The following is a 14,312-nucleotide window of genomic DNA, read 5'->3' as shown; positions in this document are numbered from 1 at the left end:
CCCCGCGGCCGTGGCCGGGCCGGTGCGATCGGCCGCACCGGCCCGCACGATCGACGCCGCCGCTCACCCCACCCGGGGCCGCACCCCGAGCGCGGGCAACACCGTCTCGCCGATGCGATACGCCTCCTCCAGGAGCGGATTGCCGGAGAGGATGAACGTATCCACGCCCAGCGCCTCGAACTCCCGCAACCGCTCGATCACCTGGGCGGTACTGCCGACCACGGCCGTGCCGGGCCCCGGCCGGAACAGGCCCATCCCGGGCCACAGGTTCGGCGACACCTCCAACTCCCGGGCGCGCGCCGGCACCCGGCCCCCGTGCTGGCGGAACTGCCTTTCCCAGCCCACCCCGTCGGCATCGGCCGCCTGACCCAGCTGCCGGGCGTACGTCGCGTGACTGGTCACCTCGAGGAGCCGGTCCGCCGCCGCCCAGGCCTCGTCCTCGCGCTCTCGGACGATCAGGTGCAGTCGCAGCCCGATCCGCAACGAACGCCCGTGTGCCGCCGCCCGCTCGCGCACCTTCGCCAGCTTCTCCGCGAGCTGGTGCGGCGGTTCGCCCCAGGTCAGATACACGTCGACATGCTCGGCGGCCATCTCGATCCCGGCTGGGGACGAGCCACCGAACCACAGCGGTACGTGCCCGCCGTCCCGACGCAGCTCGCGCAGCCCGGCGCCGGCCTGCTTGAGGTCGTAGAACGTGCCCTTGTGGTCGAAGACCTCGCCCGCGGTGAGCCGCTTGACGATGTCCCAGTATTCGGCGCTGAGTTCGTACCGCTCGTCGTGTTCGAGATGCAGCCCGTACTCGCGCAGTGCCTCGGTCGAACCGTTGACCACGTTGAACCGCAACCGCCCGGGGCCGAACAGCGCCTCGAAGCTCAGCGCCATCTTCGCCAGCAACGTCGGCGCGATCAATCCGGGATGCACCGCGAGCAGCGGCCGAAACGTCGGCGCCGCCGCGGCCAGCACACTGCCCAGCGACCACACGTCGTACAGATCCGTCGCGAGCAGCGCCCCGCTGAAGCCCAACCGATCGACCGCGCCGCCCAGTTGCTGGAGGTAGGCCAGGTCCACCGGCCGCCGCCCGGCGGGCTCCCACGGATACGGCCCCTCGCGCGGGATCACGTACCACAACACCTCGGGACTCATCGGCCCACACCGTCCGCAGGCGCGAGCACCCGGGCCACCGGCGCGGACAACGCCGCCGCCTGGGCGTCGGCCACCGTGATCGGGCGGTCGATGAACCCGTTCGCCGCGAAGATGTCGGCGGCCTCCTGCTGTTCGGCGATGAACGAGGCCGGGATCGGCTCCAGCCGCCACGGCAGCGCCGCCAGCGCCTCGGCCCAATCGGCCCGGGTGCCCGGCAGTTCGGCCGCGTGCAGTTCGGCCGCCTCCTCCGGATGTGCCGCAGCCCAGGCGTCGGCCTCGCGCAGCGCGGCCACCACCGTCGCGACCACCTCCGAGCGCTCCTCGGCGAACGCGCGGCGGGCGAAGAACACCGAGCGGTCGGTGATCACGTCGCCGACCCGGTGCAGCACCCGAAGGCCCGACTCGCGGCGCGCGGCCGCCAGTTCGGGGCCCTGCGCGACCCACCCGGCGATCTCGCCGGCGCGCAGCCGCGCCGCCTGGTCCTGGCCCGCCGACGGCCGCACCGGCGTGATGTCGTCACGGTAGGACAGGCCGACATCGTTCAACGCCTTGGCCACGAAGTGGGTCTGCCACGAGCCGATGCTCAGCACGACCGTGCCGCCCTTGAGATCCACGGTGGTGCGCACCGGACCCTCGTCCGCGACCAACAGCGCGCCGTGGCCGGGCCGCGGCGCGGACACCGCGACATAGACGAGGTCGTGGCCCTGCGCCTGGCCGACGATCGGCGGCGTCGACCCCGTGCCGCCGAAGTCGATCGTGCCGGCGCCGAGCAGTTCGCCCACCCGGGTGCCCTCCACGGGCAACCAGGTCACCGTCTCGCCGAGCGGTTCGAGGGCACGTTCGAGGATGCCCAGACGGGCGAGCAGGTACAGCGACGGATTGCTGCCGTGGACACCGATGGTGACGGTCATTCAGATCACTCCGGACGTGGACGGGACGGTGGCGGAAGTCGTGGCGGAAGCGGTGGCGGAAGCGGTGGGGGCGGCCGTGACGGAAGCCGAGGGGGCCGTGGGAGACGCCGTGGGGGCCGGCGGGGCGGCGGAAACCTTGGCCGGCCCGTCCGCGACCCGGACCCCCAGGTCCGCCAGGAGCCGCCGCCGCAGCGCGGCGAAGGCCGGATCCGTCGGGTCGCGCGGTCGGTCCACGGCGACGATCTCGTCGGTGACCAGATTGCCGTCGCGCAGCACCGCGACCCGGTCGGCCAGCCGGATCGCCTCCTCGACGTCGTGCGTGACCAGCAGCACGGCGGGCCGGTGCACCCGGCACAGCTCGCCCACCAGGTCCTGCATGCGCATCCGGGTCAGCGCGTCCAGCGCCGCGAACGGCTCGTCGAGCAGCAGCAGTTCCGGCTCGCGTACCAACGCCCGGGCCAGCGCCACACGTTGTGCCTCGCCGCCGGACAACGTCGCCGGCCAGGCCGCGGCGTGCCCTTCCAGGCCCACCTCGGTCAGCGCGCGCAGGCCGATCTCCCGGGTGGCCCGCCCCCTCGGCAGCCCGACCACCACATTGGCCAACACCCGCTTGGAGGGCACCAGGCGCGGCTCCTGGAAGACGATCGTGCGAGCCTCGGGGACCAGCACCGTGCCGCCGTCGTGCCGATCGAGTGCGCCCAGGATGCGCAACAGCGTGGTCTTGCCGGTGCCGCTGGCGCCGAGCAGGGCGACGAACTCGCCCCGCGCGATGTCCAGATCGACGCCGTCGAGCACGGCCCGGGTACCGAACACCCGGCGCAGGCCCGCAAGGTGCACGGCGGTCTCCGCGCTCATCGGCCGGCCCCCTGCCCCTGGCCGCGCCACGGCATCAGCACCCGTTCCAGGATCCGCACGATCACGTCGGCGAGCAGGCCCAGAATCGCGTAGACGAGGATGCAGACGGTGAGGATGTCGGTGCGGGAGAAGCTCTGCGCCTGGCTCATCAGATATCCGATCCCCGCCGTGGAGTTGATCTCCTCGGCCGCGATCAGCGCGATCACGCTCAGCGTCATGGACAGGCGCAGCCCCGAGAGCAGCGCGGGCAACGCGCCCGGCAGGACCACCTCGCGGACCAGCGCGAGCCGACCGACGCCGAAGCTGCGCATCGCCTCGACCAGCTTGCGGTCCACGTTGCGCACCCCGCCGGACGCGGAGACGTACATCGGAAACGCCGTGGCCACCGCGATCAGGATCACCCGGGCCGACTCGCCGATCCCGAACCAGACCATGAACAACGGGACCAGCGCCAGGAACGGCACGGTGCGAAGCAACTGCACCGAGGAGTCCAGCAGTTCCTCACCGAGCCGGGAGAAGCCGGTGAGCACGCCCAGGGCCAGGCCGATGGTCAGCCCGAACACCAGGCCCAGACCGGCGCGGCCCAGCGACACCCTCAGCGCGTCCGGGAGTTGCCCGTTGTCCCACATCTCGCGCGCGGCGCGCACGACGTCGGCGGGCGAGCCGAGCAGATCGGGGCTGAGCGCCCCGCTGTGCGAGGCCCAGGCCCAGCCGCCGATCAGCGCGAGCGGTCCGATCGCGCGCAGAGCGGGGCTGAGAAAGCGCGGCCGCGGTCGCGGAACGCGCGGCCGCGGGGCGACCAGGCCGGGGTACTCGCGCTCCGGGGACTCGGCCTCGATCACCCGGGGTCGCGCCTCGACCACCGTGGGCGCGCTCATCCGGCCGCCCCCGCCAGGGTCTCGACGTCGAGCAGGTGGGGCTTGACGTCGACGAGGGTCTGGGTGACCTTCTGGTCCTGGAAGAACCGGGCCACCTTGCCGAAGCGTTCCACGTCGGCGGGCCGGATCGGCTCCACCGTCGCCCCCTGCCGGGTGAAGTCGGTCTGGATGCGCTTGGGTTCGGCGCCGTAGGCGGTCGGCCCGGAGTCGGTGAAGACGTTGATGTACGCGGCGGGGTCGGCGATCTCCCTGGTGCCGGCGTCGTGCAGGTAGGTGTAGAACGCCTTGACCACGTCGGGGTGCTTGTCCGCGAACGCGTTGCGCACCGCCCAGACCGAGTAGTTGTCCGAGCCGAGCGCGCGCCCGTCGGCCAGGAAGCGGGCATTGCCCGAGGCCAGCGCCGGTACCGAGTAGGTGGCCCAGGTCGCCCAGGCGTCCACCTGGCCGGCCGCGAACACCGGCGCGGTCTGGTCGGCCCGCAGATAGACCCGCTCGACCTTGTCGGCCGGGATCTTCGCCTGTTCGAGCGCGGCGAGCAGCAGGTATTCGCTGGTGCCACCCTGCGAGCAGGCCACCTTCCTGCCGACCAGGTCCTGGATCGAGTGGATCTTCGAGTCGCTCTTCACCAGGATGCCCTCGCCGGCCAGGTCGGGGGCGGTGGCGCCGAACAGCTTGAAGCTCGGCTTCTGCCCGAGTGCGGCCACGGCGGAGGTGATCGAGCCGAGCGCCACGTCGAGTTGCCCCGCGTTGATCGCCTGCGCGGCCGGCGCGAACGGGCCCGCGCTGCCGGTCCAGGAGACCTTGGCGCCGACCTTGGCCAGGGCCGCGTCCAGCGAGCCGTCCTTCTTGCCCCGGGCCAGTACCCCGTTGTTGCCCGGGTCGGGAATCCGCAGCGTGATGTCGCCCTTGCCGCCGCCGCTCGCCGCCGACGCCTTGGTGTCCTTGGAGGAGGAGCCGCAGCCGGTCAGCGCGATCAGCGTCGCGGTCGCGAGCGCGACGGCGGACAACAGTCGGGTGCGGCGAGGGGGCCGGCTACTCATGGGGAACCTCCAGCGGTGATATGCGAGACGGTGCGGGGTCGTTGGGGTGCGTGGCGCGGGCACGAGCGCGGGCATCGGCGAGTTCGCGGGCCAGCCGCAGTGGTTCGGGATCCGCCCAGGCCGGTACGTCCACCGGCCCGGCCAGGAAGCCCTGTTCGAACAGGAACCGCTCCTGCCGGGCGAGCAGGTCCAGGCGTTCGGCGGACAGGTCGATCCGGAGCGTGTCCGGGCCGAGTTCGCGGTACGCGCCGGCCACCCCGAACGCGCCCGCGCCGGTCTCGGCGCCCAGGATCCGGGCCACCTCGGCGGGATGCTCCGGCGCCCAGTCGGCCGCCTCGACCAGGACCGTCAGGAACCGGGTGACCAACTCCGGGTGACGGTCCAGCAGTTCGCGGTGCACGGTGATCGGGCGCGGCGTTCCGTTGTTGATCCGCACCGCCCGGTCCGGCACCGCGTCCAGGTCCACCGCGACCACCGCGCCGTAGCGGACGGCCGCCTCCACGGCCAACGCGCCCTTGACGTATACGGCGTCCACCACGCCCCGACTCAGCGCGGCCAACTCGGCCTCCCACTGCCCGCCCCCACGCGCCGCCGGCACCTCGACCGGGCGGGCGTCGGCCAGGGTGGCGCCGGCCAGGGACAACGCGCCGGCGAAGCCGTGCAGGGCCATCGCCCGCCAGAAGTCGATCGCGATGTCGTGCCGGGGTACGGCCAGCCGCAGTCCGCGCAGCTGTTCGGGCGAGGCGATCCCGCTCTCCGCCCGGACCAGGATCGCCTGGCGCTCCTCGATCCAGGTGAGCCCGACCAGCCGGGTCTCCTCACCACGCGAACGTGCCCACAGCGCGGGTACGTTGCCGCCCTCGCGGAAGAGTCCGGGCAGCGCGTGCGTGTAGTGGTGGTCGGCGGCGACATCGGCCGGGACGTCCTGAAGCGACCGCACGGTGATCCCCTCGGCCGCGAACTCGGCGTCGAGCAGGCCCAGATCGGCCGCGATGCCGGTGGCGGTGGGGACGGGACAACGGGTGAACCACAGCTCGTCGGGGCGTGCGCCGGTCAGGGCGGTCATGGGAATACTTCCGTTCGCGTTCGAGGCGTCGACGGGACCCGCGACCGGTTGCACACGGCGCGGATCGACCCGGGACCGAACCGGTCCGGGCAAGGAAGAGGCAGGAAAGGGGTGGAACAAAGGGGGTGGACCAAAGGGGGTCGCGAGACCTACCCGGCGCGCGGGTCGAAACCGGGGCGGACCGAATGCATCAGCCGGTCGGGCGGGGACCCGTCACGGAAGACGAGCCCAAGCCCCGAGGAAACGCGGGTCGGGTCAGCGACAGCCGGCGCTGGAGACGCGCGCGAGGTCGATGTGCCGGCGGCTCGTGAGCAGCGCCCGGACGCCGGCGAGCGGCGCGGTGTACGACGCGACTGCGGACACGCGGGCCTCCTCACGGCATTCGTCCGGCACGGGCGCGCCCGAATGGCGCATCGGGTGGATCCTGGCACGATCCGCGCCACCCGATCAAACCTTCCCACGATGTGGGATACCCGGTCGCTCTCCGACGCGCCCCGTGGCGCGGAGTGGTCCACACCCTTGCCGTATGGTGAAAACCGCCTGTCGAACGGCGAGTTGGGGAAGCCAGTGAAGACTCCGAAGATCCCGGCACACGAGCCCGCCGGCACGCCCGGGCCGACGGGCACGCCCGGGCCGACCGGCACGCACGATCCGGCCGCCGCCCCGGACGCTCCGCACACCGCCGACCCGCCCCGCCCGGCGACCACCCCCTCGGGCGCCCAGGCCGTGCAGCGCGCCCTCGGCATCCTGCACTGCTTCCGGGCCGGCGGCACCGACCTGAGCGCGTCGGACATCGCCCGCCGCCTGGGCCTGTCGGTGTCCACCGCACACCGGCTCGCCCGGACCCTGGTCGGCGCGGGCTTCCTGGACCAGGACGACCGCACCAGCCGCTACCGCCTGGGTCCCGTGGTCGCCGAGTTGGGCCTGCTGGCCTACCACCAGCGCGGCCTGCACCACGCCGCCCCGGAGTTGGAGCAGCTGTCCCGACGCACGTCGGCGACGTCCGACCTGGCCATCCGCAGCGGCCGGCACACCCTGGTCCTGGTCGGCAGCTCGGTCCAGCCCGGCACCGGCCTGGGCCTGCGCCGACCGCTGCACTCGACGGCGCTGGGCAAGGTCCTGCTCGCCTGGGCCGACCCGGCCGACGGCGGCCTGGCCCCCCTGCTCCCGCTCGCCCCGCAGACCGACCGCACGATCGTGGACCCGGTCGCGCTGCAGGCCCAGTTGGACGCGGCGCGGGCGATCGGCTACGCGCTCAACGACGGCGAGTCGGTACCGGGGGTACGCACCCTGGCCGTACCGATCCTGAACCGCGCCGGCCACGCGCACGCCGCGCTCGCCGTGCGCTCCACCCCCGCCGTGATGACCGACGAGCGCATCCCGTGGTTCCGTGACCGGGCCCAGGCGTGCGCCGACGCCCTGGAGGTACTGCTGCTCCCGCCGCATCGACGCCGACTGCGCGAGTCCGGACTGCCCGCCGAGTAGGCGCACACCGAAGGGCCCGCCCGGACCCCCGGCGAAGCGGGAGTCGGGGCGGGCCCGAGAAGTACCGGTCAGGCGGCGGCGACGAGCGCGTCGCGGCCCAGCACGCGGGTGCGGGTGGTGGAGGTGACGGTCGACGTTCCCTTCGGGCGGGCGAACACCGCGAGCCGCAGGAACACGAACCGGGCCAGACCCGCCACGCCGGAGGCGGTGAGATAGGTGGCCTGCTCGACCATGATGCTCGGCGCCGCCTGCACCGCGTGCAGCCCGAGCATCGCGGCGGTGGTGAACAGGTAGGCCACCAGGGCCGAACCGCCCGCCTGGACGTGCGCCTTGAGGTCGGCCCGACCCGCGCGGAAGGAGAACCGGCTGTGCAGTTCGGTGGCGAGGACGGTGCCGGCCGCGGTGACCACGGCGTTGGTGACGACGAGCGGCAGGGTCCCGTTCAGCGCGACGAGCGCGGCGCTGGAGGCCAGTCCCGTACCCCCGCCGAAGACCACGAATCGAACGAAGGAGGCGACCGTGCCGGGGGCCGTCGAGTTGGTGGTGTCCTGCCCTGCGACCCGGCTGCGGTTGTTCACGTGACTCTCCTCGGCCCCCTGCGGACCCCCTCGGTCCGACAGGTCCAACCTAGGGATTCGGCAACACATTCCCCATGGTGCTCACTTCCCTCTGTGGGTAGGGCTGGCCCCACCCCGCACAGGGAGGCCCGCCGGCGGTCGAAATCGTCGTCCACGAGCCCGAAACACGCCCGACAAACCCCCATGAAACCGGACAGGAATCCGCCCGCGAACCCACCCCCCGGACCGGGGAACCAACCCGGCCCGCAACTCGTTCCCCGCGAATGTCTTACTCGTCACATCTCCCGGATCCGCGGCCTTTCCCACTCCCGACCCCCACGACCATCCACATGGTTACCGCGAGCCGGTAGCATTAGTTTCGTGAGCACACGAATCGCGGGCCTCGCCCCCGGCGGCGCCCCCCTGCTCGGCGAACCGCTGCCGGTGGAGCTGGCCAATACGCGCTACGCGGTACGGGGCACGCCGCACGAGGGGCTGGCCGAGCCCACGCACCTGGCCGCCTGGCTCCGCGACATCGCGCCGCGCCTGGTCGACCCGCCGTCCGAGGCCGCGCTGCTCGCCGTGGACGCGCACGACCTGGCCCGCGCCCTCGACCTGCGCGACTGCGTCGGCGCCCTGCTCACCGCCGCGATCACCGACACCGTGCCGGCCGCCGAGATCGTCGGGCGGCTGAACACCTATACCCGGGCCGCCCCGCGGTGGCGCGAGCTGACCTGGCCGACCGCCGTCACCCGCACCGAGGCCGACCCGATCACCGCGGCCCTGGCCGAACTGGCCGGCGCCACCGTGGACCTGCTCGGCGGCGCGGACCGCACCGAGCTGCGGGCCTGTCACGGCCCGGGCTGCATCCTGCACTTCGTCCGCAACAACCCGCGCCGCGAATGGTGCTCGGCGGGATGCGGCAACCGCGCCCGCGTGGCCCGGCACTACCGGCGCGGCAAGAACCCACCCGTCGACGGCTGACCCCGTCCGCGGGAGACACGGGAGACACAGGAGACAAGGGACTCCCCTGAAGACCGGAATGCCGGCCTCCGAAAGACTCTGGGCGAATCCCCAGCGAGAGGCTCAGATCTTCCATGCGCGTTCCGTCCCTGCTCCACACGCGCTCCGCGGGCGCCGCGGCCGCCGTCCTGGTCGCCACCACACTGCTGTCCGGCTGCCTCGGCAAGAGCGACGACAAGAAGGAGCCCAAGGCCGCCCCGGCCGCGACCGAGACCAAACCCCCGATCGTCACGATGCCCCCGGCTCCGACGCTGCCCGCCAAGTCCGACCCGTCGGCGAGCCGGCCGCCCGCCGGCACCGCGAACCCGAACAGCAGCCCCGGCCGGGTCAAGATGGTCAAGCTGCACAAGGGCGACTGCATCAACCAGAAAGGGGAGGACGTCCTCACCGTCGCGTGCACCACGCCGCACGACGCAGAGGTGGTGGGCGAGTACACCATCCCCGACTCGCTGCCTCCGACGAGCATGAAGTTCAAGGACGAGATCACCGCGAAGTGCACGGAACTGACCTCGGGCGCGGCCGGCCGCAACAGCACCATCGAGTTGTCGAAGCTGTCGTTTCGACCCACGTCCGGCAGCTGGCTCAATGAGCACGACCGGGACCTGACCTGCCTGCTCAAGCGCACCGACGGCACACCCCTGACGGCGCCGCTGAAGTAACGCGGCACGCCGCACCGTTCCCGACCGCAGCCGACCCCGCCCGTGTCCCCGGGCGGGGTCGGCTGCGGCATGTCGGGCGCCCCTCGCGCGCGATCGCGAACCGGCTCCCGCCGGCGGTCGCGGACCCGCTGCCACCCACCGTCGTGAACCGGCCGACGGACGACGGGAATCGGCCGCGATTCCTTATCGCGTTGGCGATGATCGATGGCCTCTTCGGACCGGATTCACCCGTTCGAGGGGCTTGTGGGCCACACGACCGATCCGCCCCGGGCATCCGCGTAGCCTGGCGCCCGCGACGGTGGCTCGAATCGCCCTTCGGGCACCGGCACCGGCCGCGAGCGCACCCGAACATGCCACCGGCGGCCCGATCCGCCGAGCGGTCCGCAGGACACCCGCACGATTCGATTCCGACTTTTTCGAGGATGCCGATGGTTCTCGCTGGATCGTCCCCCGGAGGCCGACGGCCGGCCCTCGTCTGGATCCTCCCCTTCCTCGTGACAGCCGTGTGCGCGGCCGCGGCCGTGGCCGCGGTCTCCGACCAGGCCCGCCCGGCGGTGGCCCTGTGCGGCGGACTCGCGACCGTCGCCGTCGCCGTGTGCGCCGCGGAGGCGGGCAGGCGCGGGCGCACGATCGCACAACTGCACACCAGGCTCCAGCAGCAACAGATCGGCCTGCGCCGCCGACTCGCCGAGCAGGAGTCGGAGATGATCCGACTCTCCGAGGAGATGTTGCCCGAGGCGATCGGCCGACTGCAGATGGGCGAACCGGTGCCCGAGGTGATGCGCAAGGTCGCGCCGCACCCCGAGGAGCCGACCGAGTTCGCCATCGCGCACCGCAACGTGATCCGCTCGGTGATCGACACCGTCAGTGCCGAGGAGGACCTGCGCGAGTCCGCCCAGCGCGCGTTCGTCAACATCGCCCGCCGCGTCCAGGCCACCATCCACCAACAGGCCCAGGACATGCGGGACATGGAGGACCGGCACGGCGACGACCCGGTGGTCTTCCGCGACCTGCTCCACCTCGACCACGGCAACGCGCTGATCGGCCGCATGGCCGACAGCATCGCGGTGCTCGGCGGCGCCCGCCCGGGCCGCCAGTGGGAGACCGACATCGGCATGTACAGCGTGCTGCGCGGCGCGATGTCGCGCATCCTCGACTACCGCCGGGTCAAACTGTCGTCGGTCGTCGAGGTCGCGGTGATCGCCCAGCACGTCGAACCGCTGATCCACGCGATCTCCGAACTCCTCGACAACGCCACCCGATACTCGCCGCCCTCGACCACCGTGCACCTGAGCACGACCGAGGTGCAGAGCGGCATCGCGGTCGAGATCGAGGACGCCGGCGTCGGCCTGAGCGAGGAGGCCCGCCGCCGCGCCGAGCGCATCCTGTCCCTGGACGGCGACGCGCTCAACCTCGGCGACCTGGGCGAGACCCCGCGGCTGGGCCTGACCGTGGTGGCCCGCCTCGCGCACACCTACAACTTCAAGGTGATGTTGCGTCCGTCGGCCTACGGCGGCGTGCGCGCCGTCGTGGTCATCCCGCAGAACCAGATCACCGCGAACGTGCCGCCGATGTACCCGATGCCGGAGCATCTGTCGCACCTGGAAGAACTCCCTTCCCTGCACGACCTGATGACCGAGACTCCGGCGCACACCGAGTTCGGCGCCAACGGTCTGCCCCAGCGCCGCCGACGCGGCCTGGGCACGGTGCCCCGCGCCGGTGGCACGCGCGGACACCGCGCGGTCAAGCCGACGACTCCCGCCGCCGCCCCGAGCGTCGACGAGACCCCGCCGGGACTGGGCCTGGACGCCTTCCTCAGCGGCATCAACGGCGAACCGCCGCCCAAGGAACGACGATCCGAGACCGGCGAAAACTCGTGGGACGACGGGGGATACCGATGACGGCGTACCGACCCAACATGGACTGGATGCTCTCCGACCTCGCGAAGAGCGTGCCCTTCACGCGCTACATCGTGCTGCTGTCCGCCGACGGACTGCGGATGGCCCAGCACAACACCGCCGCCGACACCGCCGACCGGCTCGCCGCCGCGTGCGCCGGCCTGCAGAGCCTGGCCGCCGCGGTGGCCGCCGAATTCCCCAAGGGGGACGGGCGGATGCGGCTGGTGGTGATCGAGGTCAACGGCGGCTACTTCTACATGATGGCCGCCGGCGCCGGCGCCTACCTCGCGGTGCTCGCCGACGGACAGGTGGACACCGGCCTGCTCGGCCACCGCATGCGCGACCTGGTGATCCGCATCGGCGAACACCTGACCAGTCCGCCACGCCGCGACGGGGCCTTCCCGTGAGCGTGCCGCGGCGCACACGGCGCGTTCCCTACCCCGAACGGCTGTACCTGGTCGGGGAGAACCCGGACGACCCCGGCCGGTTGGACCTCGTGACGCTGTTCGTCGGCAAGCACACCCCCAGCCGCGGAGTGGGCCCCGAGCCCGCCGCGATCGTGCGGATGTGCGAACAACCTTTGTCGATGGCGGAGATCTCCGCCCACATGCGGTTACCCACCAGCGTCCTGACGCTGGTGCTCACGGACATGGTGACCGCGGGCGAGTTGGAGGCCCGGGCCCCGATCCCGGCCGCGTCGTTGCCCGACATCGATCTCCTCAAGGCGGTGATGCATGGACTACAACGGCTCTGAGACCCTCGTCGGGCCGCGTCCCGAGGACATGCTGCCCGCGACGGCCACCTCCGCGGTCAAAGTCGTGATCGTCGGCGGATTCGGGGTCGGCAAGACCACCCTCGTCGGCGCGGTCAGCGAGATCCGTCCCCTCACCACCGAGGAGACGATGACCCAGGCGGGCGTCGGCATCGACGACCTCGCGGGCGTCGAGGCCAAGACCACCACGACGGTGGCGATGGACTTCGGCCGGATCAGCCTCAACGAGCGCCTGGTGCTCTACCTGTTCGGCACCCCCGGGCAGGAACGCTTCTGGTTCCTGTGGAACGGCCTGTTCGACGGGGCGCTGGGCGCCGTGGTGCTGGTCGACACCCGGCGCCTGGAGGTGTGCTTCGACGTGATGGGCCGCCTGGAGGATCGCGGCGTGCCGTTCGTGGTCGCGGTCAACACGTTCCCCGAGTCGCCGGCCTACCCCATGGACGAACTGCGCGGCGCGCTCGACCTCGACGACACCGTACCGATGGTCGACTGCGACGCCCGCGACCGAGGTTCCAGCCGGGATGTGCTGATGGCGCTCATGCAATACCTCCACACGCTCACCACGAACCGGGAGACGCCATGACCGCTCCTCCCCCCGTTCCGCCGCCCGGTTGCCCCGCGCACGCGGGCGCGACGGCCACCGAGGGCATCACGCGGTTGTACGGTCCGGAGACCATCGCGGATCCGGGTGCCGCGTACGAACGACTGCGCGCCGAATACGGGGCGGTCGCCCCGATCCTGGTCGACGGCGACTTCCCCGGCTGGCTGGTGCTCGGCTACCGGGAGAACCTCGAGGTCATGCGCACGCCGAGCCGGTTCTCCCGGGACGCGCGCAACTGGCGCGACTGGCGCGAGGGCAGGATCCCGCCGGACGCGACGATCCTGCCGATCATGGAGTATCGCCCCGACTGCGTCTCCAGCGACGGCGCCGAACACCAGCGGTTGCGCTCGGTGGTCACGGAGAGTCTGGACCGCTTCGACCGGCGCGGCATCCGCAAACACGTGCAACGCCTGTCGCACGACCTGATCGACCGGATCGCCGCCGACGGACACGCCGACCTGGTCGCCCAGTTCGCCCAGCAGTTGCCGATGCTGGTCATCGCGCAGCTCTACGGTCTGCCCGACGAGATGGGTCCGCAACTGGTGCAGGCCAGCGCCGAGTTGATGATGCAGAGCGAACGCGCCCTGGAATCCAACGAGTTCATCCTGCAGACGCTGCGCGATCTGGCCGACCGCAAACGCCGCGAGCCGGCCGCCGACTTCCCGTCCTGGCTGATCGAGCACCCGAACCGGCTGTCCGAGGACGAGGTGCTGCACCACCTCAGGCTCGTGATGGTCGCCGCCAACGAACTGACCATCGCGCTGATCGCCAACACCCTGCGCGTGGTGCTCACCGACGACCGGTTCGCCGCCTCGCTGGCCGGCGCCCGGCTGAGCCTGCCCGACGCGGTCGAGCAGGTCCTGTGGGACGAACCGCCGTTGTGGGTCATCCCGGGCCGCTGGGCGCTGGTCGACACCGAGTTGGGCGGGCGGCGGATCCGGGCCGGCGACCTGCTGGTGCTCGGCGTGATGGCCGGCAACGTCGACCCGCGGATCCGTACCGACCTCACCGTGCCCGTCCACCACAACCGGGCCCACCTGGCGTTCAGCGGCGGCGCGCACCTGTGCCCGGGACAGGACATCGGCCGGGCCATCACCGACACCGCGATCGACACCCTCAACAGCCGACTGTCCGACATCCGACTGGCCCACCCGGACCGGCCGCCCGCCTGGCACGCCGCCACCTGGGCCCGCTACCTGACCTCGCTGCCCGTCGAGTTCACCCCGGTACCCCTGGTGGAGCCCGCCGAGTGGGTCCGCCCCGCCCGCGCCGACCACACGACCCGCCCGCCGGAACCGCTGCTCCCGCCGCCGCCCACCACGTGGTGGGCGCGGCTGAGCACGTGGCTCTTCGGCTGACCCGGCGAGCGCCGGGCCGCCCCCCGGCGCTCGCTCACCGCACGAACACGGTGCGGGCCCGACCCG

At 72.4% G+C, this 14,312-nt stretch carries 16 protein-coding genes; 8 read left to right on the top strand and 8 right to left on the bottom strand.

Annotated features, from left to right (window positions below):
- Nucleotides 1-63: 63 nt before the first annotated feature.
- From ACFRCG_RS31800 to ACFRCG_RS31770, 7 genes are all read right to left on the bottom strand, one after another.
- The gene (locus ACFRCG_RS31800; RefSeq protein ID WP_380037791.1) at nucleotides 64-1,143 is read right to left on the bottom strand and encodes an LLM class flavin-dependent oxidoreductase; all 1,080 of its coding nucleotides are present in this window, start codon (nucleotides 1,141-1,143) and stop codon (nucleotides 64-66) included.
- Complete coding sequence (locus ACFRCG_RS31795) at nucleotides 1,140-2,054, bottom strand: ABC transporter substrate-binding protein (RefSeq protein ID WP_380037789.1); 915 nt, start codon at nucleotides 2,052-2,054, stop codon at nucleotides 1,140-1,142. Before ACFRCG_RS31795 ends, ACFRCG_RS31800 begins: the two co-directional genes overlap by 4 nt.
- Nucleotides 2,055-2,909 (bottom strand): ABC transporter ATP-binding protein, encoded by an 855-nt coding sequence (locus ACFRCG_RS31790; RefSeq protein ID WP_380037787.1) that lies wholly within the window; start codon nucleotides 2,907-2,909, stop codon nucleotides 2,055-2,057.
- The gene (locus ACFRCG_RS31785) at nucleotides 2,906-3,787 is read right to left on the bottom strand and encodes an ABC transporter permease (protein ID WP_380037785.1); all 882 of its coding nucleotides are present in this window, start codon (nucleotides 3,785-3,787) and stop codon (nucleotides 2,906-2,908) included. Before ACFRCG_RS31785 ends, ACFRCG_RS31790 begins: the two co-directional genes overlap by 4 nt.
- On the bottom strand, nucleotides 3,784-4,827 hold the full coding sequence (locus ACFRCG_RS31780; protein ID WP_380037783.1) for an ABC transporter substrate-binding protein: 1,044 nt from the start codon (nucleotides 4,825-4,827) through the stop codon (nucleotides 3,784-3,786). Before ACFRCG_RS31780 ends, ACFRCG_RS31785 begins: the two co-directional genes overlap by 4 nt.
- Nucleotides 4,820-5,893 (bottom strand): ABC transporter substrate-binding protein, encoded by a 1,074-nt coding sequence (locus tag ACFRCG_RS31775; RefSeq protein ID WP_380037781.1) that lies wholly within the window; start codon nucleotides 5,891-5,893, stop codon nucleotides 4,820-4,822. The genes ACFRCG_RS31780 and ACFRCG_RS31775 overlap by 8 nt, the downstream gene beginning before the upstream one ends.
- Before the next feature lie 255 nt (nucleotides 5,894-6,148).
- The gene (locus ACFRCG_RS31770; protein ID WP_321170712.1) at nucleotides 6,149-6,256 is read right to left on the bottom strand and encodes a putative leader peptide; all 108 of its coding nucleotides are present in this window, start codon (nucleotides 6,254-6,256) and stop codon (nucleotides 6,149-6,151) included.
- Between the two features lie 363 nt (nucleotides 6,257-6,619).
- Here ACFRCG_RS31770 and ACFRCG_RS31765 point away from each other — a divergent pair, with 363 nt between their 5' ends.
- Nucleotides 6,620-7,378 carry an IclR family transcriptional regulator gene (locus tag ACFRCG_RS31765; protein WP_380037816.1) on the top strand — a complete coding sequence of 253 codons (759 nt, stop codon included), beginning with the start codon at nucleotides 6,620-6,622 and terminating at the stop codon, nucleotides 7,376-7,378.
- 68 nt (nucleotides 7,379-7,446) lie between these two features.
- Here the strand turns inward: ACFRCG_RS31765 and ACFRCG_RS31760 are convergent, their stop codons facing one another.
- Nucleotides 7,447-7,956 carry a hypothetical protein gene (locus ACFRCG_RS31760; RefSeq protein WP_380037779.1) on the bottom strand — a complete coding sequence of 170 codons (510 nt, stop codon included), beginning with the start codon at nucleotides 7,954-7,956 and terminating at the stop codon, nucleotides 7,447-7,449.
- A 360-nt stretch (nucleotides 7,957-8,316) separates the two neighbouring features.
- On the opposite strand from ACFRCG_RS31760, the gene ACFRCG_RS31755 reads away from it, so the two are divergent.
- The 7 genes from ACFRCG_RS31755 to ACFRCG_RS31725 all read left to right on the top strand — a co-directional run bounded on the left by ACFRCG_RS31755 (nucleotide 8,317) and on the right by ACFRCG_RS31725 (nucleotide 14,246).
- The gene (locus ACFRCG_RS31755; RefSeq protein ID WP_380037777.1) at nucleotides 8,317-8,919 is read left to right on the top strand and encodes a CGNR zinc finger domain-containing protein; all 603 of its coding nucleotides are present in this window, start codon (nucleotides 8,317-8,319) and stop codon (nucleotides 8,917-8,919) included.
- 113 nt (nucleotides 8,920-9,032) lie between these two features.
- Complete coding sequence (locus ACFRCG_RS31750; protein WP_380037775.1) at nucleotides 9,033-9,617, top strand: septum formation family protein; 585 nt, start codon at nucleotides 9,033-9,035, stop codon at nucleotides 9,615-9,617.
- Between the two features lie 494 nt (nucleotides 9,618-10,111).
- Nucleotides 10,112-11,518: a sensor histidine kinase gene (locus ACFRCG_RS31745; protein ID WP_380037773.1), complete on the top strand. Its 1,407-nt coding sequence runs from the start codon at nucleotides 10,112-10,114 to the stop codon at nucleotides 11,516-11,518.
- A complete protein-coding gene (locus ACFRCG_RS31740) occupies nucleotides 11,515-11,922 on the top strand; it encodes a roadblock/LC7 domain-containing protein (RefSeq protein WP_078978184.1) in 408 nt (135 codons plus the stop codon). Before ACFRCG_RS31745 ends, ACFRCG_RS31740 begins: the two co-directional genes overlap by 4 nt.
- A complete protein-coding gene (locus ACFRCG_RS31735) occupies nucleotides 11,919-12,269 on the top strand; it encodes a DUF742 domain-containing protein (protein ID WP_380037771.1) in 351 nt (116 codons plus the stop codon). Before ACFRCG_RS31740 ends, ACFRCG_RS31735 begins: the two co-directional genes overlap by 4 nt.
- The gene (locus ACFRCG_RS31730; RefSeq protein ID WP_380037769.1) at nucleotides 12,250-12,870 is read left to right on the top strand and encodes an ATP/GTP-binding protein; all 621 of its coding nucleotides are present in this window, start codon (nucleotides 12,250-12,252) and stop codon (nucleotides 12,868-12,870) included. Before ACFRCG_RS31735 ends, ACFRCG_RS31730 begins: the two co-directional genes overlap by 20 nt.
- Nucleotides 12,867-14,246 carry a cytochrome P450 gene (locus tag ACFRCG_RS31725; protein ID WP_380037767.1) on the top strand — a complete coding sequence of 460 codons (1,380 nt, stop codon included), beginning with the start codon at nucleotides 12,867-12,869 and terminating at the stop codon, nucleotides 14,244-14,246. The genes ACFRCG_RS31730 and ACFRCG_RS31725 overlap by 4 nt, the downstream gene beginning before the upstream one ends.
- The last annotated feature ends 66 nt before the right edge of the window (nucleotides 14,247-14,312 follow it).

Source organism: Embleya sp. NPDC056575 (genome assembly GCF_042793325.1).
Classification (GTDB): Bacteria; Actinomycetota; Actinomycetes; order Streptomycetales; family Streptomycetaceae; genus Embleya.
This window is presented reverse-complemented; position numbering and strand designations above follow the sequence as displayed.